This is a genomic window from Nocardioides acrostichi (genome assembly GCF_015319165.1).
Lineage (GTDB): Bacteria > Actinomycetota > Actinomycetes > Propionibacteriales > Nocardioidaceae > Nocardioides > Nocardioides acrostichi.
The window spans coordinates 170,462-196,555 of sequence record NZ_JADIVZ010000004.1 but is presented as its reverse complement, the minus strand read 5'-3'; the positions used below and the strand labels follow the sequence as shown (position 1 = coordinate 196,555).

At 71.8% G+C, this 26,094-nt stretch carries 23 protein-coding genes; 16 read left to right on the top strand and 7 right to left on the bottom strand.

Annotated features, from left to right (window positions below):
• The first annotated feature begins 52 nt into the window (after positions 1 to 52).
• The 12 genes from efp to hrpB all read left to right on the top strand — a co-directional run bounded on the left by efp (position 53) and on the right by hrpB (position 13,466).
• Positions 53 to 616: an elongation factor P gene (gene efp, locus ISG29_RS10765; protein WP_194503421.1), complete on the top strand. Its 564-nt coding sequence runs from the start codon at positions 53 to 55 to the stop codon at positions 614 to 616.
• Between the two features lie 4 nt (positions 617 to 620).
• Positions 621 to 1,025: a transcription antitermination factor NusB gene (gene nusB, locus ISG29_RS10760; RefSeq protein WP_194503420.1), complete on the top strand. Its 405-nt coding sequence runs from the start codon at positions 621 to 623 to the stop codon at positions 1,023 to 1,025.
• A 3-nt stretch (positions 1,026 to 1,028) separates the two neighbouring features.
• Positions 1,029 to 2,081, top strand: a complete 1,053-nt coding sequence (locus ISG29_RS10755; protein WP_328828773.1) for a zinc-binding dehydrogenase — start codon at positions 1,029 to 1,031, stop codon at positions 2,079 to 2,081.
• 80 nt (positions 2,082 to 2,161) lie between these two features.
• A complete protein-coding gene (locus ISG29_RS10750) occupies positions 2,162 to 3,577 on the top strand; it encodes a dihydrolipoyl dehydrogenase family protein (RefSeq protein ID WP_194503419.1) in 1,416 nt (471 codons plus the stop codon).
• Between the two features lie 48 nt (positions 3,578 to 3,625).
• Entirely contained in the window at positions 3,626 to 4,411 is a 786-nt protein-coding gene (locus ISG29_RS10745) for a DUF1206 domain-containing protein (RefSeq protein WP_194503418.1), read from the top strand.
• Between the two features lie 55 nt (positions 4,412 to 4,466).
• A complete protein-coding gene (locus ISG29_RS10740) occupies positions 4,467 to 5,834 on the top strand; it encodes a dihydrolipoyl dehydrogenase family protein (protein WP_194503417.1) in 1,368 nt (455 codons plus the stop codon).
• Between the two features lie 51 nt (positions 5,835 to 5,885).
• Positions 5,886 to 6,902, top strand: a complete 1,017-nt coding sequence (locus tag ISG29_RS10735; RefSeq protein ID WP_235959226.1) for a MinD/ParA family ATP-binding protein — start codon at positions 5,886 to 5,888, stop codon at positions 6,900 to 6,902.
• Between the two features lie 14 nt (positions 6,903 to 6,916).
• Complete coding sequence (locus ISG29_RS10730; protein WP_235959223.1) at positions 6,917 to 7,960, top strand: NADPH:quinone reductase; 1,044 nt, start codon at positions 6,917 to 6,919, stop codon at positions 7,958 to 7,960.
• A 236-nt stretch (positions 7,961 to 8,196) separates the two neighbouring features.
• Positions 8,197 to 8,754: a bifunctional pyr operon transcriptional regulator/uracil phosphoribosyltransferase PyrR gene (pyrR, locus tag ISG29_RS10725; protein WP_328828769.1), complete on the top strand. Its 558-nt coding sequence runs from the start codon at positions 8,197 to 8,199 to the stop codon at positions 8,752 to 8,754.
• Positions 8,751 to 9,686, top strand: coding sequence for an aspartate carbamoyltransferase catalytic subunit (locus ISG29_RS10720; RefSeq protein ID WP_194503415.1), 936 nt, complete (start codon positions 8,751 to 8,753; stop codon positions 9,684 to 9,686). Before pyrR ends, ISG29_RS10720 begins: the two co-directional genes overlap by 4 nt.
• Positions 9,683 to 10,987 carry a dihydroorotase gene (locus tag ISG29_RS10715; protein ID WP_194503414.1) on the top strand — a complete coding sequence of 435 codons (1,305 nt, stop codon included), beginning with the start codon at positions 9,683 to 9,685 and terminating at the stop codon, positions 10,985 to 10,987. The genes ISG29_RS10720 and ISG29_RS10715 overlap by 4 nt, the downstream gene beginning before the upstream one ends.
• A gap of 22 nt (positions 10,988 to 11,009) precedes the next feature.
• The gene (gene hrpB, locus ISG29_RS10710; protein ID WP_194503413.1) at positions 11,010 to 13,466 is read left to right on the top strand and encodes an ATP-dependent helicase HrpB; all 2,457 of its coding nucleotides are present in this window, start codon (positions 11,010 to 11,012) and stop codon (positions 13,464 to 13,466) included.
• On the opposite strand, the gene ISG29_RS10705 is transcribed toward hrpB, so the two are convergent.
• Entirely contained in the window at positions 13,429 to 13,902 is a 474-nt protein-coding gene (locus tag ISG29_RS10705; protein ID WP_194503412.1) for a hypothetical protein, read from the bottom strand. The genes hrpB and ISG29_RS10705 overlap by 38 nt on opposite strands.
• Before the next feature lie 102 nt (positions 13,903 to 14,004).
• Here ISG29_RS10705 and ISG29_RS10700 point away from each other — a divergent pair, with 102 nt between their 5' ends.
• A complete protein-coding gene (locus ISG29_RS10700) occupies positions 14,005 to 14,208 on the top strand; it encodes a hypothetical protein (RefSeq protein WP_194503411.1) in 204 nt (67 codons plus the stop codon).
• On the opposite strand, the gene ISG29_RS10695 is transcribed toward ISG29_RS10700, so the two are convergent.
• Positions 14,168 to 15,427, bottom strand: a complete 1,260-nt coding sequence (locus tag ISG29_RS10695; protein WP_328828764.1) for a phospholipase D-like domain-containing protein — start codon at positions 15,425 to 15,427, stop codon at positions 14,168 to 14,170. The genes ISG29_RS10700 and ISG29_RS10695 overlap by 41 nt on opposite strands.
• A 69-nt stretch (positions 15,428 to 15,496) precedes the next feature.
• On the opposite strand from ISG29_RS10695, the gene uvrB reads away from it, so the two are divergent.
• The 3 genes from uvrB (at position 15,497) to ISG29_RS10680 (ending at position 19,513) form a co-directional block, all read left to right on the top strand.
• Positions 15,497 to 17,632 (top strand): excinuclease ABC subunit UvrB, encoded by a 2,136-nt coding sequence (gene uvrB / locus ISG29_RS10690; RefSeq protein WP_194503410.1) that lies wholly within the window; start codon positions 15,497 to 15,499, stop codon positions 17,630 to 17,632.
• Between the two features lie 248 nt (positions 17,633 to 17,880).
• Positions 17,881 to 19,179, top strand: coding sequence for an MFS transporter (locus tag ISG29_RS10685; RefSeq protein ID WP_328828761.1), 1,299 nt, complete (start codon positions 17,881 to 17,883; stop codon positions 19,177 to 19,179).
• 25 nt (positions 19,180 to 19,204) lie between these two features.
• Positions 19,205 to 19,513 carry a hypothetical protein gene (locus ISG29_RS10680; protein WP_194503409.1) on the top strand — a complete coding sequence of 103 codons (309 nt, stop codon included), beginning with the start codon at positions 19,205 to 19,207 and terminating at the stop codon, positions 19,511 to 19,513.
• Here ISG29_RS10680 and opgC read toward each other — a convergent pair.
• The 5 genes from opgC to ISG29_RS10655 are packed head-to-tail and all read right to left on the bottom strand — an operon-like array spanning position 19,500 to position 26,087.
• The gene (opgC, locus tag ISG29_RS21295; protein ID WP_194503408.1) at positions 19,500 to 22,082 is read right to left on the bottom strand and encodes an OpgC domain-containing protein; all 2,583 of its coding nucleotides are present in this window, start codon (positions 22,080 to 22,082) and stop codon (positions 19,500 to 19,502) included. The genes ISG29_RS10680 and opgC overlap by 14 nt on opposite strands.
• Positions 22,067 to 22,492, bottom strand: coding sequence for an ATP-binding protein (locus ISG29_RS10670; protein ID WP_194503407.1), 426 nt, complete (start codon positions 22,490 to 22,492; stop codon positions 22,067 to 22,069). Before ISG29_RS10670 ends, opgC begins: the two co-directional genes overlap by 16 nt.
• A complete protein-coding gene (locus ISG29_RS10665; RefSeq protein ID WP_194503406.1) occupies positions 22,485 to 22,820 on the bottom strand; it encodes an STAS domain-containing protein in 336 nt (111 codons plus the stop codon). The genes ISG29_RS10670 and ISG29_RS10665 overlap by 8 nt, the downstream gene beginning before the upstream one ends.
• The gene (locus tag ISG29_RS10660; protein ID WP_194503405.1) at positions 22,813 to 24,918 is read right to left on the bottom strand and encodes a glycosyltransferase family 2 protein; all 2,106 of its coding nucleotides are present in this window, start codon (positions 24,916 to 24,918) and stop codon (positions 22,813 to 22,815) included. The genes ISG29_RS10665 and ISG29_RS10660 overlap by 8 nt, the downstream gene beginning before the upstream one ends.
• Positions 24,915 to 26,087 (bottom strand): PP2C family protein-serine/threonine phosphatase, encoded by a 1,173-nt coding sequence (locus ISG29_RS10655; protein WP_194503404.1) that lies wholly within the window; start codon positions 26,085 to 26,087, stop codon positions 24,915 to 24,917. The genes ISG29_RS10660 and ISG29_RS10655 overlap by 4 nt, the downstream gene beginning before the upstream one ends.
• Positions 26,088 to 26,094: the final 7 nt, after the last annotated feature.

Sequence of the window (26,094 nt, the reverse complement as noted above, 5' to 3'; positions counted from 1 at the left end):
CTGGCCCGAGACCCGCGGGCCGCTCCGGATCTTGGAAGGCTGACGCACGCAGATGGCAACCACGAACGACCTCAAGAACGGCCTGGTCCTCAACATCGAAGGCCAGCTGTGGGCCGTGCAGGAGTTCCAGCACGTCAAGCCCGGCAAGGGCCCGGCGTTCGTGCGCACCAAGCTGAAGAACGTCGAGTCGAACAAGATCGTCGACAAGACCTTCAACGCCGGCACCAAGGTCGAGACCGCCACGGTCGACCGCCGCACCATGCAGTACCTCTACAACGACGGCACCAGCTACGTGTTCATGGACACCGGCACCTACGAGCAGCTCGAGGTTCCGCCCGAGGTGCTCGGCGACGGCGCGAAGTTCCTGCTCGAGAACAACGAGGCCATCGTGGCCACCAACGAGGGCCGGGTGCTCTTCGTCGAGCTGCCGCCGTCGGTCGAGCTGGTCATCACCTTCACCGAGCCGGGCGTCGCGGGCGACTCCGCCACCGGTCGCACCAAGCCGGCGACGGTCGAGACCGGCGCCGAGGTGCAGGTGCCGCTGTTCATCAACCAGGGCGAGAAGGTCAAGGTCGACACGCGCGACTCCTCCTACCTCGGCCGCGTCAAGTCCTGACCGCATGGCTGCTCGCTCCAAGGCGCGCAAGCGCGCCCTCGACGTCCTCTACGGCGCCGAGATGCGCTCCGAGGCGCCCCTCGACGCCCTGACCCGGGCCATCGAGTCCGGTGAGGGGCCGACCAACCCGTACACCAGTGACCTGGTGCGCGGCGTGGTCGACCACCAGCAGCGCATCGACGAGCTGCTCACGCGGTACTCCACCGACTGGACCCTGGCGCGCATGCCCGCGATCGACCGCAACGTGCTGCGACTCGGTGTCTACGAGATCCTCTTCAACGACGACGTGCCCGACGAGGTCGCGGTCTCCGAGGCGGTGCACCTGGTGCGCGACCTCTCCACCGACGAGTCGCCGCAGTTCGTCAACGGCGTGCTCGGGGCCATCCAGCGCGACCGCGCCACGCTCTGAGCGGTGCCGACGCCAGCGACCATGCGGGCTGCCGTGATCACCGGTCACGGTGGGCTCGAGGTGATCGAGGTCCGCGAGGTGGCGACCCCGCATCCCGGCCCCGGCGAGGTGCTCGTACGCGTCGCCGCGGCGGGCTGCAACAACACCGACGTGTGGACCCGTGAGGGCGCGTACGGACACGACGGTGCCGACGGCGAGCCGGGCGGTTGGCTCGGGCCTCTCGACTTCCCGCGGATCCAGGGCGGCGACGTCACCGGCACGGTGGTCGCCTGCGGCGACGGGGTGCCACCCGAACTCGTGGCTGGCCGGGTGCTCCTCGACCCCGCCCTCTACGACGACGACGGGCCCGACGCCCGGCCGGCCGATGTGCTCGGCAGTGAGCGCGACGGTGGGTTCGCCGAGTTCGTCGTCGTGCCCGCCGCGTGCGCCCACGCGGTTGACGGCTCGCCGCTGAGCGACGTCGAGCTCGCCGCCCTGCCCATCGCCTACGGGACAGCGCTCGGCATGCTCGACCGCGGGTCGGTCGCTGCGGGTCACACCGTGCTCGTCACGGGGTCCTCGGGCGGCGTGGGCCTCGCGGTCGTGCAGCTCGCCAGTGCGCTCGGTGCCCGCGTGGTGGCCGTGTGCAGCGGCGACAAGGCCGCGGCCGTGCGCGAAGCGGGCGCCTCGGTCACCGTCGACCGGCGCCGCGGAGCCGTGCGCGAGGGCGCCGCGGCGGCCGCACCGCGGGGCTACGACGCGGTCATCGACGTCGTGGCCGGCCCCCTGATCGGCCGAGGTCTCGGCCTGCTGCGCCCCGGGGGCCGCTGGGTCGTCGCCGGTGCTCTCGACGGCTGGGCCGTCGACCTCGACGTGCGCGAGCTCTACCTGGGCAACCTGGCCCTCGTCGGGTCGACGATGCACACGCCCCGCATCTTCGAGCGACTCGTCGACCTCGCCCGTCACGGCGTCGTCCGACCCCTCGTCGCCGAGACGTTCGCCCTGGACTCCGTGGCCGAGGCGCAGCGGCAGCTGGCCCGGCGCGAGCACGTGGGCAAGCTCGTCGTCGTGCCCTGACGCGTGCCCCGCTCCCGTGCCCTGACGCGTGCCCTCTCCCGTGCCCTGACGCGTGCCCCCTCGGGTGCCATCATGGCGACATGAGCGAGGAGCAGACCTGCGACCTGATCATCGTCGGGCTCGGCCCTGGGGCGGAGTCCCTCGCCACCGGAGCGGCCGAGGCGGGGCTGCGGGTCGTGGCGGTCGAGAAGCACCTCACCGGCGGCGAGTGCCCGTACTACGGCTGTGTGCCGTCGAAGATGATGGTGCGTGCCGCCGACCTGCTCGCCGAGGGACGCCGCATCGACGGCCTGGCCGGCGAGGCGACGATCACCGCGTCGTGGGAGCCGGTGGCCCGGCGCATCCGCGAGGAGGCCACCACCGACTGGGACGACCAGGTCGCGGTCGACCGGCTCACCGACGCAGGGGTCACCTTCGCCCGCGGCCAAGGCCGGCTCACCGGCGAGCGGACCGTCGCCGTCCAGGGCCCGGACGGCGCGACCTCGACGTGGCGCGCCGAGCGCGGCGTCGTGCTCAACCCGGGCACCCGTCCGGCGCAGCTGCCCATCCCCGGGCTCGACAGCACCCCGTACTGGACCAACCGCGAGGCCGTGCAGGCCACCTCCGTGCCGGCGTCGCTGCTCGTCATCGGCGGCGGCCCCATCGGCGCCGAGATGACGCAGGTCTTCGCGCGCTTCGGCGCCCGCACGACGGTGCTCGAGGCCGGGCCGCGGATTCTCGGACCCGAGGAGCCCGAGGCGTCGGCGCTGCTCACCGACGTGCTGGCGCACGAGGGGGTGCGCGTCATGAGCGGCGTCTCGATCGCCGAGGTGGGGTACCTCGACGGCACGTTCAGCGTCGCGGTCGAGGAGTCCGGGGGCCGGCGCGAGACCCTGCATGCCGACCAGCTGCTCGTGGCAGCAGGGCGCACGCCGAACCTCGACGACCTCGGCCTGGAGACGGTCGGTCTCGATCCGACTGCCCGGACCCTCGCGGTCGACGAGCGGCTGCGAGTGCTCGGCGCGGACGGCCCCGTCGAGGGGCTGTGGGCCATCGGCGACGTCACGGGCCAGGGCGCCTTCACGCACGTGGCGATGTACCAGCAGGCGATCGCGCTGCGCTCGGTGCTCGGCGAAGGCGGCGCGGCCGCGCAGTACCGCGCCGTCCCGCACACGACCTTCACCGACCCCGAGGTCGCCGGCGTCGGTCTGACGGAGCAGCGTGCGCGCGAGGCCGGTCTGACCGTGCGCGTCGGCCTCGTCGAGGATCTCGGCTCGCGCGGATGGCTGCACGGCGGCGCCGGGCAGGGACTGGTGAAGGTGGTCGAGGACGCCGACCGTGGGGTGCTGGTCGGTGCCAGCGTCGTGGGACCCGCGGCGGGTGAGGTGCTCGGGTTCCTGGCGGTCGCCGTCCACGCCGAGGTGCCGGTCGCCACGTTGCGGGAGATGATCTACGCCTACCCGACCTTCCACCGGGCCATCGAGTCCGCGCTGGCCGACCTCGACGACGACGGGTGAGCCGTCGGGTGAGCCGACGAGCGTCCCCGAAGGGGTAGGACCGAGCGTATGCCGGACCTTCGAGACCCTGCTCGTGACGTCGCCCGGCGGGGCGATGACCACCCCTGGGTGCAGAACGCCGCACGAGCCGGACTACTGGCGTACGGACTGGTGAACCTGCTCATCGGCTACCTCGCCCTGCGACTCGCCCTCGGCGACCGGTCCGGCAGCGCCAGCAGCAGCGGCGCGCTGCACGAGCTCGCGCAGCAACCGCTCGGTGCCGCGGCGGTGTGGGCCGTGGCCGTCGGCATGTTCCTGCTGGTGATCTGGCGGGGCATCGAGGTCGTCGTCGATCACGAGTGGAAGTCGGGGCTGAAGGCGTTGCTGTACCTCTCGATCGGCGTCTCGGCCGTCAAGGTGGCGATGGGCAGCGGGTCCAAGGGCGGGACCGACTCCTGGACCGCCACGATCATGGACCTTCCCGGCGGGCAGATCATCGTCGGCGTCGTGGGCCTGGCCGTCATCGGCTACGGCGTGGCGCAGATCCACAAGGGCTGGTCGGAGGAGTTCCGCGAGGATCTCGATGCCGAGGGTCAGGCCGGTCAGAGCGGGCGTGCGTTCCTGGTGTTCGGCAAGGTCGGGTACTCCGCCAAGGGCGCCGCCATCGGCGTCGTCGGCATTCTCTTCTGCTGGGCTGCGGTGCAGCACCAGCCGAAGAGATCCGGTGGCCTCGACGTGGCGCTCCAGAAGATCCTCGAGGCGCCCGGCGGAGCGGTTCTGCTGTCCGTGGTCGCCCTCGGCATCCTCTGCTACGGGCTCTTCAACTTCGCCCGCGCCAAGCACCTGGACACCTGACCGGGCGAGGCCGCGCCACCCCTCCGGGCGTCGTGAGGCCTGGCACGCTGGAACCATGGTCGACGAGGAGTCCTTTGACGTCATCGTGCTCGGCATCGGCTCCGGTGGTGAGCTCGCCGCCCGCAAGCTGGCCCGCGCCGGGCTCTCCGTGGCCGGCGTCGAGTCGCGCCTGGTCGGCGGTGAGTGCCCCTTCTGGGGGTGCACACCCTCGAAGCTGCTGATCCGCTCGGCCGACGCGCTCGCCGAGGCGCGGCGCGCCGGCGAGCTCTCCGGCGAGGTCAGCGTCACCCCGTCGCTGGCGCCTGCCGCGGCGCGCATCCGCGAGGCCAATCACGACTGGCACGACGACGCGCACGCCGAGCCGCTCGACGACGAGGGCGTCACCATCGTGCGCGGCCACGGTCGCCTCGACGGCACCGGCCGGGTGCGCGTACAGACCGACGACGGCGAGCGCGTGCTCGTCGGGGAGCGCGGCGTGGTGGTCAACACCGGCACGAAGCCGGCCGCGCCGCCCATCGACGGGCTGGACGACACCCCGTTCTGGACCAACCGTGACATCTTCGAGCTCACCGAGGCGCCGGAATCCATGGCCGTCATCGGTGGCGGCCCGATCGGCTGCGAGCTCGCCCAGACCTTCGCGCGGTTCGGTACGGCGGTCACGCTGATCGAGGTCGCGCCCCGCATCTTGATGCCCGAGGAGCCGGAGAGCGCCGAGCTCATGTGCGGAGTGCTGAGCGACGACGGCATCGACCTGCGGGCCGCGGCCGACGTCGAGCGGGTCTCCCACGACGGGCGCTGCTTCACGATCGTGGTTGACGGCGAGGAGGTCGTCGTCGACCGGCTGCTGGTGGCCGCGGGCAGGCACCAGAACCTCGACGACATCGGTCTCGAGACGGTCGGGCTCGATCCGGAGGCGACCACGATCGAGGTCGACGAGCGGTGCCGGGCCGGCGAGCGGTTGTGGGCGGTAGGCGACATCACGGGGCACGGCGCGTTCACCCACGTCTCGCTCTACCAGGGCGACGTCGTGGTGCGCGATCTGCTGGGCGAGGAGGGCCCCTGGGCGGAGTACCACGGCGTCTCCCGCGTGACGTTCACCGACCCCGAGGTCGGTTCGGTGGGCCTCACCGAGGAGCAGGCCCGCGAGCAGGGCATCGAGGTCGTGACCGGGCTGGCCGACATCGGGCGCGACTCGCGCGGCTGGATCCACGGCGCCGAGGGGCTGGTCAAGGTGGTGGCGGACGCCGACCGTGGCGTGCTCGTCGGGGCCAGCGTCGTGGCGCCCTACGGCGGTGAGGTGCTCGGCCTGCTCAGCGCCGCCGTCCACGCCCGGATCCCGGTCGCGACGCTGCGGGGCATGCACTTCGCCTACCCGACCTTCCACCGCACGATCCGGGTGGCGCTGCACAAGACCGGCCTCTGAGCCACGGATCCCGGGGTGTGACTGCGGCCGCGGCGGGGAAGGCTCGGGCCCATGTCGCAGGCATTCTCGGAACAGCCCTCCAGCCAGTCCTCTCCCCAGCCCGCCAGCTCCCATCGCGGCGAGCCACGACGCTTCGCGACGGCGTCGGACTTCCTCGATCGCCGAGCCGCCGTCACGACCGACCCGGCCGCGACGTGGGGCTGGCGCGGCTGGCTGAACCGCGCGTCGGGTGGCGCGATGAAGCTCTCGATGGGCCCGGCGGAGACCGAGCACCAGCGGCTGCGAGCCATGGTCCAACGCGACTTCGGTGCCCCGCGCACCATCGCCTTCGTCAACCCCAAGGGCGGGGCCGCCAAGACCACGGGCGTGCTCGCCGCCGGGTACACCTTCGGCAGTGTGCGTGGGGGTGGGGTCGTGGCCTGGGACAACAACGAGACCCGCGGCACCCTGGGCATGCGGTGCCAGCGCGCCGCGCACCGCAACACCACCCGCGAGCTGCTCGAGGAGCTCGATCGGTTCAGCGACGTCTACCAGTCCCGCATCGGCGATCTCGCTGCGTTCGTACGCTCCCAGGGAGACGCGCACTTCGACACCCTGGCCTCCGACGAGCGGCCCGACGTGACCGGCATGATCCGCGCTGAGGACTTCGACTCGGTGCACGCGCTGCTCCAGCGGTTCTACCGCATCACGCTGGTCGACACCGGCAACAACATGCGCGCCGAGAACTGGTTGGCGGCGGCGAAGAAGGCCGACCTGCTCGTCGTCACCAGCACGGTGCGCGAAGACACCGGCTACTCCGGGTTGTGGATGCTCGACGCCTTGGCCGACGCGGGCTACTCCGACCTCAAGCAACGCACCGTCACCGTGCTCTCCGACCCCTCGCCGAAAGTCGACAAGGCGCTCGCCGACGACCTGGTCGACGTCTACGAGCAGCGCACGCGGGGGGTCTACCGCGTGCCCTACGACCCGATGCTCGTCGCCGGCTCGGTCGTGCCCTACCTGCAGCTGTCGAAGCAGACGACGCGCTCGTGGCTGGCGGCCTGCGCGGGAATGGCCGACGCCCTCTGACTGCTGCACCACCCATGGAACCCACCAGCATGCGTGCCGTCGTCTACCGGGAGACCGGAGCCGCCTTCGAGGTGCTGGAGGTGGTCGATCGACCGGTTCCCGTGCCCGGGCCGGGCGAGGTGAGGGTGCGCCTGGAGCGCGCCGGTGTGAATCCGACGGACTGGAAGTTCCGGGCCAACGGCATGCACGGCGACTTCGACGAGGTGACGCCGGGCCAGGACGGCGCGGGCACGGTCGACGCGGTCGGTCCCGGCGTCGACACGCTGGCCGTGGGTGATCGGGTGTGGACCGTGCTGGCGCAGCACGAGCGCGCCCTCGGCACCGCCGCCCAGTACACCGTGCAGCCCGTCGAGACGCTGGGCCGGTTGCCCGAGGGGGCGTCCTTCGATCTCGGAGCCAGCCTGGGCGTGCCGGCCGTCACCGCCCACCGGGCCCTCACCGCCGGTGACCTCGCCACCCGCGTTGCGCCCGGCTCGATGGAGGGTCTCGCCGTCCTCGTCGCCGGTGGTGCCGGGGCTGTCGGGAACGCTGCGATCCAACTCGCCCGCTGGGCCGGTGCGACGGTCGTCGCCACGGTGAGCAGCGAGGAGAAGGCCGCCCTGGCCACGGCTGCGGGCGCACACCACGTCGTGGACTACACCGCCGGATCCGCCGACGACACGGCCGCCGCGATCGAGGCCGTCGCGCCGGACGGAGCCGACGGTGTCGACATCGTCGTCGAGGTGTCGCTGGCCGACAACGCCGCGATCGACGCGCGCGTCGTGCGCAACGGTGGGGTCATCGCCTACTACGCCGACAAGCAGGGCGAGTCCGCCCCGGTGCCGGTGCGGGCGACCTTCGCCAAGAACGCGCGGCTCCAGGGGCTGATCCTCTACACGCTCCGCCGCGATCTGCTGCGCGCGGCGATCGACGACGTCACCGCCGCCGTCGAGGCGGGGGCGCTGCGCGTGGGGGAGGACGCCGGGCTGCCGCTGCACCACTACCCGCTGGAGCAGACCGCCGAGGCTCATGCCGCCGTCGAGGGCGGCGCGGTCGGCAAGGTTCTCCTCGAGCTGTGAGTGCAGTCGCCGCGAGCGTGGGACACTGGTCCGCCGGGGACTGACCTGGTCGTTCGTCCCGAGCGTGGGCGGAGCAGCCGTGGCCTGGTCGTGCCGGTGGTCGCACCGGCGGGATGCTGCGGCCGACCCTCTCCTGCCGAGCAGCCGCGCTGATAGGGTCGCCCGAGTTCAGGTTCTGTGATCGACATCCTTTAACGAGGCGTCCTGTGAGGCGCAGAAGGAGGTCCGGCAAGCCGGTGACTGCCGAGTCGTCCGTCCAGCCGCCCGCCGAGGCTCGCGTCGTCCTCGACGCCCGTGACATCACCCGGGCGCTGACCCGCATCAGCCACGAGATCCTCGAGCGCAACAAGGGCGCCGGCGACCTCGTCCTGCTCGGCATTCCCAGCCGTGGCGTACCGCTGGCACGTCGCATCGCCGAGCGCATCACCGCGGTCGAGGGCGTCGAGGTACCCGTCGGTGCCCTCGACGTCACGATGTATCGCGACGACCTGCGCAAGCACCCCGCTCGTGGGCCGCAGCCCACCGAGATCCCGCCCGGCGGCCTCGACGGGCGCACCGTGGTCCTGGTCGACGACGTGCTCTACTCCGGACGCACGGTGCGCGCAGCCCTCGACGCCATGAACGACCTCGGTCGACCCGACGTCGTCCGCCTGGCCGTGCTCGTCGATCGCGGTCACCGCGAGTTGCCGATCCGGGCAGACCACGTCGGCAAGAACCTGCCCAGCTCGCGATCGGAGCGGGTGATGGTCCGGCTCGAGGAGCTCGACGGGCTGGAGGGGGTGTGGCTGGCATGAACAAGCATCTGCTCTCGGCCGCCGACCTCTCGGCCGACGACATCGAGACCCTCTTCACGACCGCAGCGGAGATGCACGACGTGCAGCGCCGCGAGGTCAAGAAGCTGCCCGCGCTGCGCGGTCGTACGGTGATCAACCTCTTCTTCGAAGACTCCACCCGCACTCGATCGAGCTTCGAGATCGCCGGCAAGTGGCTCTCGGCCGACACGATCAACATCACCGGCAAGGGATCCTCGACATCGAAGGGGGAGAGCCTGCGCGACACGGTGCTCACCATCGCGGCCATGGGAGTCGACGCGCTCGTCATGCGGCACTCCGCCAGCGGTGCGGCGCTCCAGGTGAGCCAGTGGGTCGACGCGGTCGTCATCAACGCCGGCGACGGCACGCACGAGCACCCCACGCAGTCGCTGCTCGACGCCTACACCCTCACTCGCCGGCTGGGCACGCTGGAGGGCAAGCACGTCGCCATCGTCGGCGACCTCACCCACAGCCGGGTCTTCCGCAGCAACGTCATCATGCTCGCCACCCTCGGCGCACGGGTCACCGTCGTCGCGCCCCCCACGCTCATGCCCAGCGGTGTCGGCGCCTGGTCGCAGGAGGCCGGCTTCGCCCTCTCGCACGAACTCGACGAGGTGCTGCCGAAGGCCGACGCCGTGATGATGCTGCGGGTGCAGAAGGAGCGGATGAGCGGCGGGTTCTTCCCGTCCCCGCGCGAGTACACCGTCGGCTACGGCCTGACCCGCGACCGGCTCGCGGTGCTCGGCCCCGACGTCCCGATCTGCCACCCCGGACCCATGAACCGCGGCCTCGAGATCGCCGCCGACGCCGCCGACGCGGCGCAGTCGCTCATCCTCGACCAGGTCTCGGCGGGCGTGGCGATCCGGATGTCCGTGCTCTACCACCTGCTCGCCGGAGAGGGGAGTGCAGCATGAGTGCCAGCCTGCTGGTCCGGGGAGCGTCGCTACTCGGTGACACCACGGCCGACGTCCGCGTGGTCGAGGGTGTCATCGCCGAGATCGGTCCCGGACTCGATGCAGACGGCATCGAGCCCGGCGATGTCGTCGACGGCGACGGGCTCGTGCTGCTGCCCGGTCTCGTCGACCTGCACACCCACCTGCGCCAGCCCGGGCGCGAGGACGCCGAGACCGTGCGCACCGGCTCCTGCGCGGCCGCCGCCGGTGGCTACACCGCGGTGCTGGCGATGGCGAACACCAGCCCGGTCACCGACACCGCCGAGGCCGCCGAGCACGTCTTCGACCTCGGCCGCGCCGCCGGGCTGGTCGACGTACAGCCCGTGGGGGCCGTCACCAAGGGTCTGGCCGGCGAGGAGCTCGCCGAGCTGGGCCTCATGCACCGGTCCCGGGCCGGGGTGCAGGTCTTCTCCGACGACGGCAAGTGCGTGGCCGACCCGCGCGTCATGCGCCGGGCGCTGGAGTACGTGCGCGCCTTCGGGGGCGTGGTCAGCCAGCATGCCCAGGATCCCTCCCTGGCCGGGCCCAGTGCCTGCTGCCACGAGGGTGAGCTGTCGGGTCGGCTCGGGCTCCCCGGGTGGCCGGGCATCGCCGAGGAGGTCATCGTCGCCCGAGACGTGATGCTCGCCCGGCACACCGGCTCGCGCGTGCACGTCGCGCACGCCTCCACCGCCGGCACCGTCGAGGTGATCCGCTGGGCCAAGGCGCAGGCCGAGAAGGATGGACACTGGTCCGTGACCGCGGAGGTCACCCCGCACCACCTGCTGCTCACCACCGACCTGCTCGCCGGCTACGACCCCACCTTCAAGGTCAACCCGCCGCTGCGCCCGCAGGAGGACGTCGAGGCGCTGCGCGAGGCGCTGGCCGACGGCACCATCGACGCCGTGGCCACCGATCACGCCCCGCACGCGCGCCATGACAAGGAGCACGCCTTCGTCGACGCCGCCTTCGGCATGCTCGGCCTCGAGACGGCCCTCTCGGTGGTCGCCTCGGTGATGGTCGAGACCGGGCGCATGACGTGGGCCGACCTCGCCCGGGTCATGTCGAGCACCCCCGCCGCCATCGCCGGTCTGGGTGAGCAGGGCCGCGGCCTGGAGGTCGGCGCCCCCGCGAACCTGGTGCTCGTCGACCCGTCGGCCGACGTCACCGTCGATCGCGACGCCTCGCTCTCGCTGTCGCGCAACAACCCCTGGCACGGCCGGCAGTTCGGTGCGGCCGTGCGGGCGACCTACCTGCGCGGACAGCCGACGTTCGGAGCCTGAGCTGAACGGCCCGCCCGACGCGATGCTCGGCCATCTGCCGGTCGAGCAGGGGCTGGCCGCGATCGAGCGGGCCCTGCGCGACCGCGGTGCCGTGGTCGTGCAGGCGCCACCCGGCAGCGGCAAGACCACGCTGGTGCCACCGCGGGTCGCCTCGATCGGCCCCGGCCGGGTCATCGTCACCCAGCCTCGTCGCATCGCGGCGCGGGCCGCAGCGGCCCGGATGGCCGAGCTCGCCGGCGAGCCGCTCGGACGCCGCTTCGGGTACGCCGTGCGCGGCGAGCGGCGTTCCGGCCCCGATACGCGGGTCGAGGTCGTCACCACCGGTCTGCTCGTGCGCCGGCTCCAGGCCGACCCGGAGCTGTCCGGTGTCACGGCGGTGGTGCTCGACGAGGTGCACGAGCGCAGCATCGACGCCGACCTCGCGCTCGCCCTGCTGCTCGACGTGCGCGCCGCGCTGCGCCCGGACCTGCGCCTGGTCGCCATGTCGGCCACCGTGGCGGCGGAGCGGTTCGCGACCCTGCTCGACGCCGACGTGGTGTCGGTGCCCGGTTCGCCGCACCCGCTGGCGGTGCGGTGGGCCCCGGCACCGACCGGCGTCCGCCCGCTCGACGACCGCGGGGTGACCCCGGCCTTCCTCGACCACGTCGCCGCGGTGGCGGCCGGCGCCCTGACCACCGCCGAGGGCGACGTGCTGGTCTTCGTGCCAGGGGTGCGCGAGGTCGACCAGGTGGTGCGCCGCCTGGATGGCGTCGCGGTACCGCTGCACGGACGCCTCACGGCGAAGGAGCAGGACGCCGCGCTGCGGCCGACTGCCGACGGCGCGCGCCGCGTGATCGTGAGCACTGCGGTGGCGGAGTCGTCGCTCACCGTGCCCGGCGTGCGGGCCGTGGTCGACGCGGGCCTGAGCCGCGAGCCACGCTTCGACCGGAGCCGTGGGATGGGCGGCCTGGTCACGGTGCGGGTGAGTCGCGCCTCGGCGGAGCAGCGGGGCGGCCGGGCCGCACGCACCGGGCCCGGCACGGTGCACCGTTGCTGGTCGCAGGCCGAGCACGCCCACCTCGCCGAGCACCCGCTGCCCGAGATCGCCACGGCCGACCTGACCCCGATGGCGCTCCAACTGGCCTGCTGGGGCGCGCGTCTCGACGATCTCGCGCTGCCCGATCCACCACTCGCGACCGCGTGGCAGGCGGCGCAGCGGACGCTGCGCGATCTCGATGCGGTCGACGAGGCGGGCACCCTCACCGCGACCGGTCGGTCGTTGGGCGAGCTGCCCGTCGACCCTCGGCTCGGCCGCGCGCTGCTCGTCGCGGCACCCCAGATCGGTGCCCGGGCGGCCGCCGAGGTCGTGGCGCTCCTCGCCGACGATGTCCGGGGTCCGGACGTCGATCTCGTCGCCGGGCTGAGGCGAGCCCGTCGCGAGCGCCCGCGAGGTTGGGTCGACACCGTGCGCCGGCTGGAGGCCCTCGCCGGAGACAGCGCTGCCGTCGTGAGTGACGACGTGGCGGCGGGTCTGGTGGTTGCGCTGGCGCACCCCGAGCGGATAGCCCGCCGCCGGGCCAGCGGTGATCACGTGACCGTCGGGGGCACCGGCGTGCGCGTCGAGGGCTCGCTCGCCGCGCAGGAGTGGCTCGCCGTCGCTCACCTCGACCGCCGCCACGGTGAGCGGGACGCGCGCGTGCGCAGCGCCGTCCCGATCAGCGAGGACGTCGCCCTCGGTGCGGCGGGCAGTCGCCTGCGCGAATTGATCGAGGCCCACGTCGTCGGCGGCAAGGCACGAGCGCGGGCCGTGGTGCGACTCGGGGCGATCGAGGTGTCGTCGACTCCGATCGGGAATCCACCGGCCGACGTGGTGACCCGCGCCTGGTCCGAGGCGCTGGCTCGCGGCGGCCTCGACCAGTTGCGTTGGAGCGACGCGGCGAGGAACCTGCGCGAGCGTCTCGCCTTCCTGCACGCGGTACTGGGGGAGCCCTGGCCCGACGTGGCCGACGACGCGCTGCTGGAGCGAGCCGAGGAGTGGCTGGGCACCGACCCCTCCCGCCTGGACCTGGCCGCCGCCCTGCGCGGTCTGCTGCCGTGGCCCCAGGCCGGACGCCTCGACGAGCTCGCACCGCCGCGGCTGAGTGTGCCGAGCGGGTCGTCGTACCGGGTCGACTACGCGGCGGCGCTGGCCGTGGAGGCCGAGGGGCAGCCGGTGCTCGCGGTCAAGCTCCAGGAGTGCTTCGGCTGGGCGCAGACCCCGGCGGTGGTCGAGGGCCGGGTGCGGGTGCTGCTGCACCTGCTCTCGCCCGCAGGCCGTCCGCTGGCCGTCACCTCGGACCTGGCCTCGTTCTGGGAGAACGCCTACCCGGGCGTGCGGGCGGAGATGCGTGGCCGCTACCCGAAGCACCCGTGGCCAGAGGATCCGTGGAGTCACGTGCCGACGCGTCGCGTGCGCTCGCGCCTCAGCGAGCGGCCGGGGGAGTCGCCGGGCCGTCGATGACCTCGACGTCGGCCACGACCGGCCCGCCGAGGGTGTCGACCGTGACCTGGCGAGGCGGCTTCGCGAGGCCGGTGACGGAGACGGGGTAGACGACAGCCAGCTCGGCGCACATCTGCTTGCCCTGGTAGGGCACCAGCGCGATGTGCAGGTGCGTCGGGTCGTCGTCGAGCACCTGGGCCGTGGGGGCACACGCGCTGTAGCCGGCAGGGGGAACGAACACCAGGGCGCGCAGACCGGGCAGCCACGCGGCGCGGTCGGTGCCCACGGTCTCGGCGACCTGATGCCCCAGGCCCTCGTCGGCGCTGAGCACGGTGGCTCGTAGCCCCGTCGTGGAGCTGGGAGAGGGGGCCGGGTCGGTGGCGGACGTCGTGTCGCCGCAGCCGGCGACTCCCGTGACGGTGAGCAGCAGCACCAGGGCCAGAGCGATCGCACGCATACCGGTGGGACGCGTCACGCGCGGGCCCGGTTCCCGCGGCGGCTGGTGTGATGTGGACGACGGCGTGACCCGGAGGTAACACGAGCGGCCCAGCCTCGTGTCATGCAACCGGTGATCGAGCTCGTGGTGTGTCCCGACTGCGACGCGTCGGCCGAGGTGGTGCGCCGCGAGGTGTGGCCCAGCACCGACGGTCCGGTCGAGCACGCCGTCGTGAGCTGCGTCGCCCGCCACCTCTTCACGCTGCCGGCCTCGGCGCTGGTGAGCGCTACAGCAGCGGCCGCAGGGGGCCCAGCAGCGCCTCGGTGAACTTGCGGTGCAGGTCGCGGGCCTGCCACTCGCCCATGGTCAGCTCGAGACAGTTGGTCTGGTCGAGCAGGAAGACCTGCTCCAACTGCTCCGCCAACCCGGCGTCGATCACCTCGACGTTGATCTCGTAGTTGCCCTGGAGGCTCAGTCGGTCGATGTTGGCGGTGCCCACGGTGCTCCAGGTGCCGTCGACCGTGGCGGTCTTGGCGTGCACCATGGCGTCCTTGAACCGGAGGATGCGCACGCCGGCGGCGAGCAGCTGGGAGAAGTAGCCGCGCGAGATCCAGTCGGCCACGATGTGGTTCGACTTCAGCGGCACCAGCAGTCGGACGTCGACGCCGCGCGCGGCGGCGTCCTTGAGGGCGTCGACGAAGTCCTGGTCGGGCAGGAAGTACGCGGTCGTGATCCAGACGTTGCGGCTGGCCCGGTTGATGGCCTCGAGGTACATGCCGCGGATCGGGAAGATCCACAGTCGCGGCATGTTGCGTTGGAAGCGGATGTGCGGCTCCCAGGTGGCGGCGGTCTCGAGCAGCAGTGGCGGCTCGCTGCGGCCGACCCGGCGGTGGTGGTGGGCGTTCCAGAGGTCCGCGAACGCCCGTTGGAGATCCCAGATGCCGGGGCCGGTGATGCGCACGTGCGTGTCGCGCCACTCGGTCTCGTAGGCGGCTCCGATGTTGTAGCCGCCGACGAACCCGACGCGCGAGTCGACGACCAGGATCTTGCGGTGGTCGCGCCCGTACCGCTTGAGGTCGAGCACTCGCCAGCCGGCGGGGTGGATCGGGTAGCGCAGCACCTTCATGCCGCGCGGGAAGTGTTTGAAGACCGGCGAGACGACGAGGTTGGCGAAGCCGTCGTAGATGCAGTAGACGTCGACGCCGCGGGCGGCGGCGTCGGCCAGAGCCTGTTTGAACCGCTCGCCGACCTCGTCGCCCTTCCAGATGTAGGTCTCGAAGAGGATCTGCTGCTCGGCGCCCTCGATGGCCTCGATCATGTCGGCGTAGAGGTCGGATCCGTACGTGTAGGTGGTCACGGCACCGTCTCCCACCGGCGTGGTGGCCGGCTCGGAGGTCGGGAACGGGCTGGGCTTCTTGCCGCGGCGTCGGTAGGAGTCGACCAGCGACATGCCGAGGGCCAGCAGCACCTGCACCCCGAACACGATCAGGAGGGTGCGGCGCAGTGCGCGCAGCACATGATCGGGAAGGGAGGGCCGTGCGGTCACGGGCACAATCTAGTGCGCGCGCGTCCGCGCGACCCGGGGGGTGTCGGCGGTCGCCCGTAGGCTCGAGCCATGCGTCCCGTCACCGACCTCGAGCGTCGCGTCGCCCCCTTCGACGTCCAGTCGGAGTACCAGCCCTCCGGCGACCAACCGGCCGCCATCGCCGAGATCAGCAAGCGCATCGCCGGCGGCGAGAAAGACGTCGTCCTGCTCGGCGCCACCGGCACGGGCAAGACGGCCACGGTGGCGTGGGTCGCCGAGAACCTCCAGCGACCGGTGCTCGTCATGCAGCCGAACAAGACCCTGGCCGCGCAGTTCGCCAACGAGCTGCGCCAGCTGTTCCCCGACAACGCGGTCGAGTACTTCGTCTCCTACTACGACTACTACCAGCCCGAGGCCTACGTGCCTCAGACCGACACCTACATCGAGAAGGACTCCTCGATCAACGAGGAGGTCGAGCGGCTGCGACACTCGGCCACCAACTCGCTGCTGACCCGTCGTGACGTGATCGTGGTCAGCACCGTCTCATGCATCTACGGCCTCGGCACTCCGCAGGAGTACGTCGACCGGATGCTCCGGCTGCGCGTGGGCGAGGAGCACGACCGCGACTCCATCCTGCGGCGCCTGGTCGAGATCCAGTACACGCGCAACGACCTCTCCTTCACCCGCGGCACCTTCCGGGTGCGGGGCGACACCCTCGAGATCTTCCCGGTCTACGAGGAGCACGCGGTGCGCATCGAGTTCTTCGGTGACGAGATCGAGCGGCTCATGACCCTGCACGCCGTCACCGGGGAGGTGCTCACCGAGGACTCCGAGCTCTACGTCTTCCCGGCCACCCACTACGTGGCCGGGCCCGAGCGCATGGAGCGCGCCATCGGCGGCATCGAGGCCGAGCTGGCCGAGCAGCTCTCGACGTTCGAGGCGCAGGGCAAGCTGCTCGAGGCCCAGCGGCTGCGCATGCGCACCACCTACGACATCGAGATGATGCGCCAGGTCGGGTCGTGCTCGGGCATCGAGAACTACTCGATGCACATCGACGGCCGCTCCCGCGGGTCGGCGCCCAACTGCCTGCTCGACTACTTCCCCGAGGACTTCCTGCTCGTCGTCGACGAGTCCCACGTCGCCGTCCCGCAGATCGGCGGCATGTACGAGGGCGACATGTCGCGCAAGCGCAACCTCGTCGAGCACGGCTTCCGGCTGCCCAGCGCGATGGACAACCGACCGCTGCGGTGGGAGGAGTTCCTCGAGCGCATCGGCCAGACGATCTACCTCTCCGCCACGCCCGGCGACTACGAGCTCGACCTCGTGGGCGGCGACCGCCCCCCGCACGTCGTCGAGCAGATCATCCGCCCGACCGGGCTCGTCGACCCCGAGGTCGTCGTCAAGCCCACGAAGGGCCAGATCGACGACCTCATCGGCGAGATCAAGGCGCGCACCGAGAAGGACGAGCGCGTGCTCGTCACGACGCTGACCAAGAAGATGTCGGAGGATCTCACCGACTACCTGCTCGACGCCGGCGTCAACTGCCGCTACCTGCACTCCGAGGTCGACACCCTCAAGCGCATCGAGCTGCTGCGCGACCTGCGCCTGGGCTCCTACGACGTGCTCGTCGGCATCAACCTGCTCCGCGAGGGGCTCGACCTGCCCGAGGTGTCGTTGGTGTCCATCCTCGACGCCGACAAGGAGGGCTTCTTGCGCTCCGACAAGTCGCTCATCCAGACCATCGGGCGCGCGGCCCGCAACGTGTCGGGCCAGGTGCACATGTACGCCGACAAGATCACCCCGTCGATGGAGGCCGCGATCGACGAGACCAACCGGCGCCGTGCGAAGCAGATCGCCTACAACACCGAGCACGGCATCGACCCGATGCCGCTGCGCAAGAAGATCGCCGACATCACCGACATGCTCGCCCGCGAGGACGAGACCACCCAGGCGCTGCTCGAGACCTGGGCAGGCACCGAGGCCAAGGGCCGCGCGGGCAAGGCCGGCCGCACCAAGCAGCCCGTCCCGGCGCTCTCCGGCGAGGCCGAGCGCGTCAAGGACGCCGCCGGCATGCCCAGCGCCGACCTGGCCCAGCTGATCACCGACCTCACCGATCAGATGAAGACCGCCGCCGCGGAACTCCAGTTCGAGCTCGCCGCCCGTCTGCGCGACGAGATCGGCGACCTCCGCAAGGAGCTCCGCCAGATGATGGAGGCGACGAAGTGACGAGGGCGCGGCGCAAGGCGAGGAACGAGCCTTGTGGCCGTGCCCGAGGAGCGAGGAGCGCGCGAGCGAAGCGAGCGCCGGCGACGAAGTGAGGAGGGCGCGGCGCAAGGCGAGGAACGAGGTTCGTGACGCCCCTGAGGAGCGAGGAGCGCGCGAGCGAAGCGAGCGCCGGTGAGCTGTGATCACGTGGCCCGTCTCACGCCGGCTCCGATGGCTCGACAGCTCCCCCTCGGGCGCACAATGGGGCGGTGACCTCGAGCCCGTCGACGATCCAGCGTGTCAGCGCGCGCGGACTGACGGTGTGGCTGATGGCCCTGGCGCTCTACCTGCTCGCGGTCTTCCACCGCTCCTCGCTGGCCGTGGCGGGCCTGCTCGCGGTCGACCGGTTCCACATCTCCGCCGCCCAGCTGGCGGCCTTCACCATGCTGCAGCTCCTGGTGTACGCCGCGATGCAGGTGCCGGTGGGGTTGCTGGTCGACCGGTTCGGCCCGCGTCGCGTGCTGTTGACCGGGGCGCTGCTGCTCGGCGTCTCGCAGGGCGCGTTCGCGTTCGCGACGTCCTACCCCGCGGCCCTGCTGGCCCGCACGGGCGTGGGCATCGGCGATGCGATGACGTTCATCTGCGTGCTGCGCCTGCTGGCGACCTGGTTCCCGGTGCGCCGCATCCCGCTGTTCACCCAGCTCACGGGCACGGTGGGCCAGCTGGGAACGATGCTGGCGGCCGCCCCGATGACCCTCGCGCTCGGCGCGCTGGGGTGGTCCCGTGCCTACGGCGCCACCGCCCTGATCGGGCTGGTGCTGACGGCGCTGGGCTTCGTGGTCCTGCGTGACGCCCCGGAGCGTCGCGCCACGCGCGGCGACCGGATGGCGTGGGGTGCGGTGCGCTCGAGCCTGGCGGCGTCGTGGGGCCACCCTGGCACCCGCCTCGGCTTCTGGATGCACTTCACGACCCAGTTCAGCGCCACCACCCTCGGGCTCCTGTGGGGCTACCCCTTCCTCGTGCGCGGCGAGGGCCGCAGTGCGGGCGAGGCCGGCGTCCTGCTGACGCTGATGGTCCTCGCCATGGTCGTCGCCGGCCCGGTGCTCGGCCAGCTCGTGGCCCTGCACCCGTGGCACCGCTCGTCGATGGTGCTCGTCATCGTGCTCACCCTGGTCGCGCTGTGGACGGCGGTCCTCGCGTGGCCCGGCGACGCCCCGCTGTGGCTCCTCGTGCTGATGCTGCTCGCGTGCGGCGTCGGCGGCCCGGCCTCCGTCATCGGATTCGACGTCGGCCGCACGTCGAACCCCGCGACCCGGCTGGCGTCGTCGACCGGCATCATCAACATGGGCGGCTTCACCGCCAGTCTGCTGCTCGTGGTGGCCATCGGCCTCGTCCTCGACTGGCGCACCCCCGGAGGTGGGTCGGACTACACACCCGGCGCGTTCCGGTGGGCCATGTCGCTCCAGTACTTCTTGTGGGGGCTCGGCCTCCTGCAGATCTGGCGCTATCGCCTGCGGGCCCGTCGGGTCATCGACCGGGCGGCCCTCCAAGCGGGCGTGGCGGCCTAGGGGCGCCGGCTCCACCCTGGGCTGCATGCCCGAGCGAACCGACGATGGCCGCTACATCGTGGTCGACGGACGCCGCTGGCGGGCCACCGACCCCGACATCCCCGAGGAGCGCCGGCACGAGCTGCAGCGCGTGCTGATGGCCTGGCGTCGCGAGGTCAAACGGACTCGCGGCAGCGCCGACGAGCGGGTGGCCCGCGACGGAGTGCAGGCCGCCAAAGTGGCTCTCGGTGAGCGCGGCACGCCCTGGTGGGAGCAGTCGGACGCCGAACGCCGACGCCGCTGGGGGGCCGACGTCGTCGGTCCCGGCGAGTCCACCTCCGCTACCGGGGGATGACCGAGAACAGCACCTTGTGACGCACCATCAGCCAGATCAGTCCGACGACGGCGGTGTGCAGCACCAGGCCCTGCCACCAGCTGGAGCGGTCCAGGCCGGGCACGTTGGCCACTGCGAGCGCGAAGAACACGTGCACCACGAACACGTAGAGGCTCGCCTGCCCCAGCGGGGTCCACAGCCAGCCGATGACTGCGTTGATCGGCCGCCAACACGTCGTGAGCACGCCGAAGCTGACGACGCAGAAGAACACCAGGTCGACCAGGCGGCCCGGCTGCAGCACGACGCGCAGGTAGGCGTGCTCGCCCAGCCAGGCGTAGGAGTCGGCGGGGAACGGGTCGGGCGCCCACCCCTGCTGCTGGGCGAGCCACAGCCAGCCCAGGACGACTGCGTAGCCGACCACGAACAGTCCGGTGAGGATCTTGCCGAGCCGACCGGTGAGGGCGTCGACGATCCGTTGCCGGTAGGCGCCCACGACGAGGCCGTGCACGAAGGGAAGCTGCCAGATCAGGAGCGGGAACACGGACTCGAACTGGGAGGGCAAGACGTGCCACTCGGTGCGTACTCCGACCACGTACGCCACCCAGGAGAGAGCCAGGAGCACCCACCACAGCCGCCGCTGCACCAGCACCATCAGCAGCGGTAGCAGCAGGCTGAGGACGACGAACAGTCCCATGATGTTGAAGATCCATGGTCCGATCTCGAGGAGGAGCAGCTCCTTCACGGCGTACCAGGGCGGCGGGTAGTCCAGCAGTCGGTCGGCGTTGGCGTAGAGGTCGTAGACCCGTCCGGTCGCGCCGGCTCCGCCCTCGCCTGTGCCACGGTCGGTGAAGGTGGTGAGGGCGGTGGCGTCGACGAACGGGATCCGGCCCAGCCCGTACACGAGCAGAACCACCGCGAGGCTCACCAGGTACTGCTTGCGGGCCCGCTTCCACATCGACACCGCGGTCGCCCACTCGCCCAGCTTGCGCACGGTGGGCGCGTAGATCATGCCGAGGACGATGCCCGAGAGCAGCACGAACAGCTCGGCGCCGGTGATCGCACCGACCATGTTGAGCGTGATGTAGGACCACGGCCCCGCGAGCTCCACGTGCGTGATCACGACGGCGATGATCATGAAGCCGCGAAGCAGGTCGACGCGGTGGTCGCGCCCGGAGCCGTCGTCGGGGTAGCGCCACGACGGTACGAAACGACCCACCAGCCCGGCGAGGAGGAACACGACGGCCAGGGCCACCGCGCACACCACGATCCAGCCCAGGTTCGAGGCCGCGAACTCCTGGTCGGGCAGCCGCCCCTGCGCGGTGGCCTCGTTTCCGGCCTGGAGGTCGACGACGTCGGTCACCGGGCCGAGGTCGACGCGCGCCTCGCGCAGGTCGCGCAGCAGCGCGTCGGCGAGCGCCGCGGTGTGGGTGGCCCGCCAGTCGACGACGCGCTGGTCGGCCTCGGCCTCGGGGCGCCGCTGCTCGAGCCAGTCGATCGCGCCGACGAGGGGATGGCCGGGGAGGGAGTCGAACACCTGCTTCCACCAGGCTCGCTTGATCGCCACCTCGTCGTCGCCGGGGCGATCCGGCTGCCAGAGGGCCGCGGTGTCGAGCACGACGCGCTTGTCGTAGCGCACGGCGAACCGGTCGTAGAACGAGGTGCGGGGGCGGCCGGGGTCGGTGTAGCCGAAGGTCTCGTCCCACCGCGCGGAGACGGCGTCGGCGGCGGGCACGGTGTTCGTGGCGAAGCCGGTGCCGTCCTCGTCTTGGCCCTGCGGGATCCCGCGCCGGGTCACGTCGAGGCTGTTGTCGACGCGGCGGCGGTCGTCGCCGAAGTGGTCGAAGGTGATGCCGACCCAGTCGGCGTAGCGCTGACCCGGCCAGTACGGGCCGTACGGGTCGTCGTCGTCGTCCACCGACCCGTCGTCGTCGGTGTCGAGGGCGGTGATGTCACGGGCCTGCCCGGGGGCGATGTCGCCGTAGGCCGCGCCGAAGGGGTAGCCGGCCCCGTAGACGGGCGACCACACCATGAGCGCCTGGTCGGTGGCGGCGTGGACGGCGTCGGCCACCGTGCGGAAGGCGGCCCGGTAGGCCTGCGGCTGCTGGCCCCACGGCGTCCAGGAGCCGTTCATCTCGGGGCCGAAACGCACCAGGAAGAAGGAGTCGTAGGCCCGGTGCAGGCGCACGAGTTCGCGGGCCAGCTCGCGCGCGTCGCTCTCGTCGAGCCCGCTCAGCCCCTGGTTCGGCTCGAGCGTCAGCAGCGCCACGGCGCCCTGGGTCGCGGCCTGCTCGGCGAACTGGCGCAGGTACGTGCGGGAGTCGTCGGTGAGCGGGTAGTCGACCTGCTGGGCGTACAGCGACGGCGTCGCCCCCAGGCGGTCGCCGTAGTCGCGCGGCAGGTCACTGGACCAGGTCAGGTAGGGGCCGAACCAGGGGTGTCCGGCGGCGGGGGCGGGGTCGTCGTCGGCAGCGTCGGCCCGCTCGGGCGCCGCGTTCAGCACCAGCACTCCCAGCACCAGCGCGAGGGCGAGGCGCAGGAGGATCAGTGAGTGCAGCGGCCGGGCGTCGAGGCGACTCAGGCGCGTCGGCACACCAGCCTCCACGTGTTGCGGCCCTGGTCGCGGGAGTAGGTCATCTCGTCGACCGAGGCCTGGGCCATGGCGAGGCCGCGGCCCGACTCCGCCTCGAAGTCGGGCAGCCCGATGTCGCTGAGGTCGAGCTCGACCGGCACGCCGCTGTCGGCGAGCTCGGCCACGAGGTGCTCGGAGTCGAGGGTCAGCGTCATCGTGACGCGACGCACCCGTGGGTCCACGTCATTGGCGTAGGCGTGCTCGATGATGTTGCCGAGGATCTCGATGACCGCCAGCTCGAAACGCATCCGGTCCAGGGGGGAGATGCTCTCGTCGAGCGCCCACAGCTGCTCGAGGACGCCGTGGGCGTCGTCCATGCTCTCCGGGACGGCGAGCGCGTCGAACTCCAGCTCGGCCGGGATCTCAGTCATCGAACGCACCGTCGACCGTGTCGCGGGGCCGCAGCAGCCGGTCCATGTTGGTGAGCTGGAAGACGGCGAGCACCTCGGGGGTCGGTCGGGCGATGCGCAGGTCGCCGCCCGCCTGACGGGCCGTCTTCAGGCCCGCGATGATCGCGCCGAGCCCGGAGGAGTCCAGGAACGAGGTCTCGGCCAGGTCGAGCACGATCCGGGCGTGGCCCGCCGCGACGAGCTCCTCGATCGCGCTGCGCAGCGCTCTGGCCGAGACCATGTTCAGCCTGCCGCTGGGAGCTAGCACGCCGATGCCGTCGGCTCGGTGGTCGACGGGTATCTCAATCATGTGTTCCTCCGGTCGGGGTCGGATCGGTGGTGCGGCGGGGAGCGGGGTCGTCGGCGCTGACGCCTGCTGGATCGGCCTCGGTGTCGGTGTCGGTGTTGGTGTCGGTGTTGGTGTTGGTGTTGGTGTTGGTGTCGGTGTCGGTAGGGGAGAAGCCCTGGTAGAGCACGGCCTGGACGATGACCGAGAAGATCACCAGGTCGAACACGGCCCAGAAGAGGTTGAGGGCCAGCCCGAGGGGCTCGGCCTGCCCCACGGCGTAGCGGATGATCCCGATGATCACGGCTCCAGCGAGCAGGCCCATCGCCCACAGCTGCGGCTTCACCAGATCCCAGCGCCGCTCGTGTGCCTGCCGGGTCTTGGGCGTCACGGCGAAGTCGAGGGATCTGCCGAGCACGACGTTCCCGAACGCCGAGGTGAAGGAGCGGATCCAGACCGGGAACAGGGCCAGGGAGTACTGCTGGCCGCGCCAGGTCGGTCTGCCGGCGGCCACCACCCAGAACAGCAGCTGGTTGACGATGAGGAAGGGCACGAGCCGGATGAAGAAGGATGAGCTGAGGGCCTGCACCGGCAGTACGCCGAAGGCCAGGTAGATGACCGGTGCGGCGATGTACACGACGGCCGCGAAGCCGGAGAAGTAGCTCCACATCGTGGCGAAGTACATGAGGCGCTGGGTCCAGCGCAGCCGCTTCTGGCGCAGGGGGTTCTCGCGGAAGAGCACCTGCATGGTGCCCTGCGCCCACCGCAGGCGCTGGGTGAGCATGGTGGAGAGATCCTCTGGTGCCAGGCCGTGGGCGAGCACTTCGTCGTGGTAGGCGCTGCGCCATCCCATGCCGTGCAGCCTCATGCACGTGGCCATGTCCTCGGTCACCGAGATGGTCGCCATCGGCATGATCGGCTGGGCCTCGTCGGAACGGCTGACGTCGACCGCGGAGACCAGCGCCTCCACGGTCTGCACCGCACCCAGGGGCGACCAGTCGCGCTCGGCCAGCTGCTCGAGTGAGGCCAGGCTGACGGTGGTCAGGCTCTCGCCCGGCTCGGCCGCCAGCTCCTCCAGCTCCGCGATGACGTCGAGATCGGCCTGGAGGGCGGTGAGGTCGGCCGCGACCAGCTCGCGGCGGATGCCGGCCACGCGCTGCTGGAAGCGGTAGGTGACGTCGAAGAGCGCATCGCCGTCGGACAGCTCGCTGCGCGCGGCCCTGACGTCGCGCTCGAGCGCATCGAGAGCCCTCAGGGTCTTGTCCTCGCCGGCCTCGGGCGAGCGGCGGGCGCTGCGGATCACCCGCCGCGCCGTGCGTAGGGCCTGCTTCACGCCCGTCTCGACCTCGTGGGCGTACCGGGCGACGCCCAGCTGCATGAGAGCCTCACGGCGGATCACCGCGTTGGAGCCGCAGAAGAACGCCGAGTTCCAGCCGTCCTTGCCCTGTTGGATCGGGCCGTAGAAGAGCGGAGCCTGACTCCCCAGCGGGTCGCTGTCAGGCACGTTGACGAAGTACTGGGGGGTCTGCACCAGGCCCATCCGCTCGTCACGGAAGTAGCCGAGCGTGCGGTCGAGGATCTCGGGGCTCGGGATCTGGTCGGCGTCGAGGATGAGCAGGAACTCGCCATCGGTGGAGAGCAGGGCGTTGTTGAGGTTGCCCGCCTTCGCGTGCCGCGGCATGTTCACCCAGTCCGTCGAGCGAGTGAGCCAGCCGATGCCCTCGGACTCCGCCGACTCCCGCAGCTCGGTGCGGTTGCCGTCGTCGAGGATCCAGGTGCGGTGCGGGTATCGGATCGCCTGAGCCGCGCGGGCCGTGGTCATCACCAGGTCGAGCGGCTCGTTGTAGGTCGTGATGAACACGTCGACGGTGTGGCCCTCGGGCGCCCGGGGCGGCTCGCCCCGCTCACGCAGTCGCCACATGCCCAGGCCGAAGAGCAGGGAGTCGACGAGGCTGTAGGTCTCCGCGATCACGAGCGGCACCGCGATCCACCACGCCGACCAGTTGACCGAGGCCAGCCACCGCCAACCCACGTAGTTGAGGCCCAACAGGCTCGTGACGACGACGATGGTGCGGATCACCAGCAGTCGGCTGGTGAGCGGCACCTTGGTGGGAGCGGTCACGCGCCGGGCTCCCGGAAGAGCGCGAGCACCGTGATGTCGTCGCTTGCCTCGCGACGGGCCGCGAGGGCCGCGACGGAGGTGAGGAACGACGGGAGGTCGTCGGCCTCCATGACCATGGCTCCGGCCTCCTGGCTCCAGGCCTGGGGGTCGTCGAGCAGGTCCAGCAGACCGTCGGAGCAGATGAGGAGCCGGTCGCCGGGGGCGATGACGCGTCGTACCTCGGTCCAGTGGTCGCCGCGCCACACGCCGATGGGCCGATCCTCGCCCGACAGCGCCTCGACGGTGCCGTCGGCCCGCGTGAGGAGCACCAGCCCGGACCCGGCGTCGACGTAGCGCAGTTCTCCGTCGGTGAGGTCGACCGCGGCCTCGACGAGGGTCACGAACGACTCCGCGCGCTCGAGATCGGGGAGCAGGGCGTTCGCGGAGTGGGTGACGGTGATGCCCAGGTCGACGCCCGCGGCGACGGCGTTGCCGGTGCCGCGCAGGGCGGTGCGGACGGCGGCGCCGATGAGGGCCGCCCCGGTGCCCTTGCCCATCACGTCGCCGAGGTTGAGGTGCAGCACGGAGTCGAGCAGCTCGTAGTCGAAGAAGTCGCCGCCGACGCTCATGGCCGGCAGGCAGAGACCGTCGACGGCCCAGGCGCCGTCGCGCAACGGGGCGGCGGGCAGCAGCGAGGCCTGCACGCGCCGGGCCTGGGCCATCTCGCTGGAGGCGAAGAGCTCGGTCTCGGCCCAAGTGGCGAGGTCGACCATCGCCTCGCGTTGGTCCTCGGTGAGCTCACGCGGCCGCCGGTCGAACGCGCAGAGAGTCGCCACCGCCACCCCGGTCGCGTCGCGCAGCGGCATGCCGGCGTAGAAGCGGACGCCGTCGCGAACGGCCGGCAGGTCGGCGACCGAGGCCTCGGTCAAGGTGTCGCGGATCTCGAGGGGACCGTCGTGCTCGACGACGCGCAGGCACAGGGTCTGCTCGACGGGCAGGCTCGGCGCTCGGAACCCCGCGGAGCTGGGGCGCCACGCGACGTCGTCCTCGAGGACCGTGACCGCGGCCATGGGCACGTCGAGGGCCAGCCGCAGCAGCCGCGTGATGCGGTCGAGCCCCGCGTGCGTCTGCCCTTCGCGCACGGCGAGGGAGTCGGCCGGGAGTCGCCGACCCAGCGGGGGACTGGTCACGGACCCA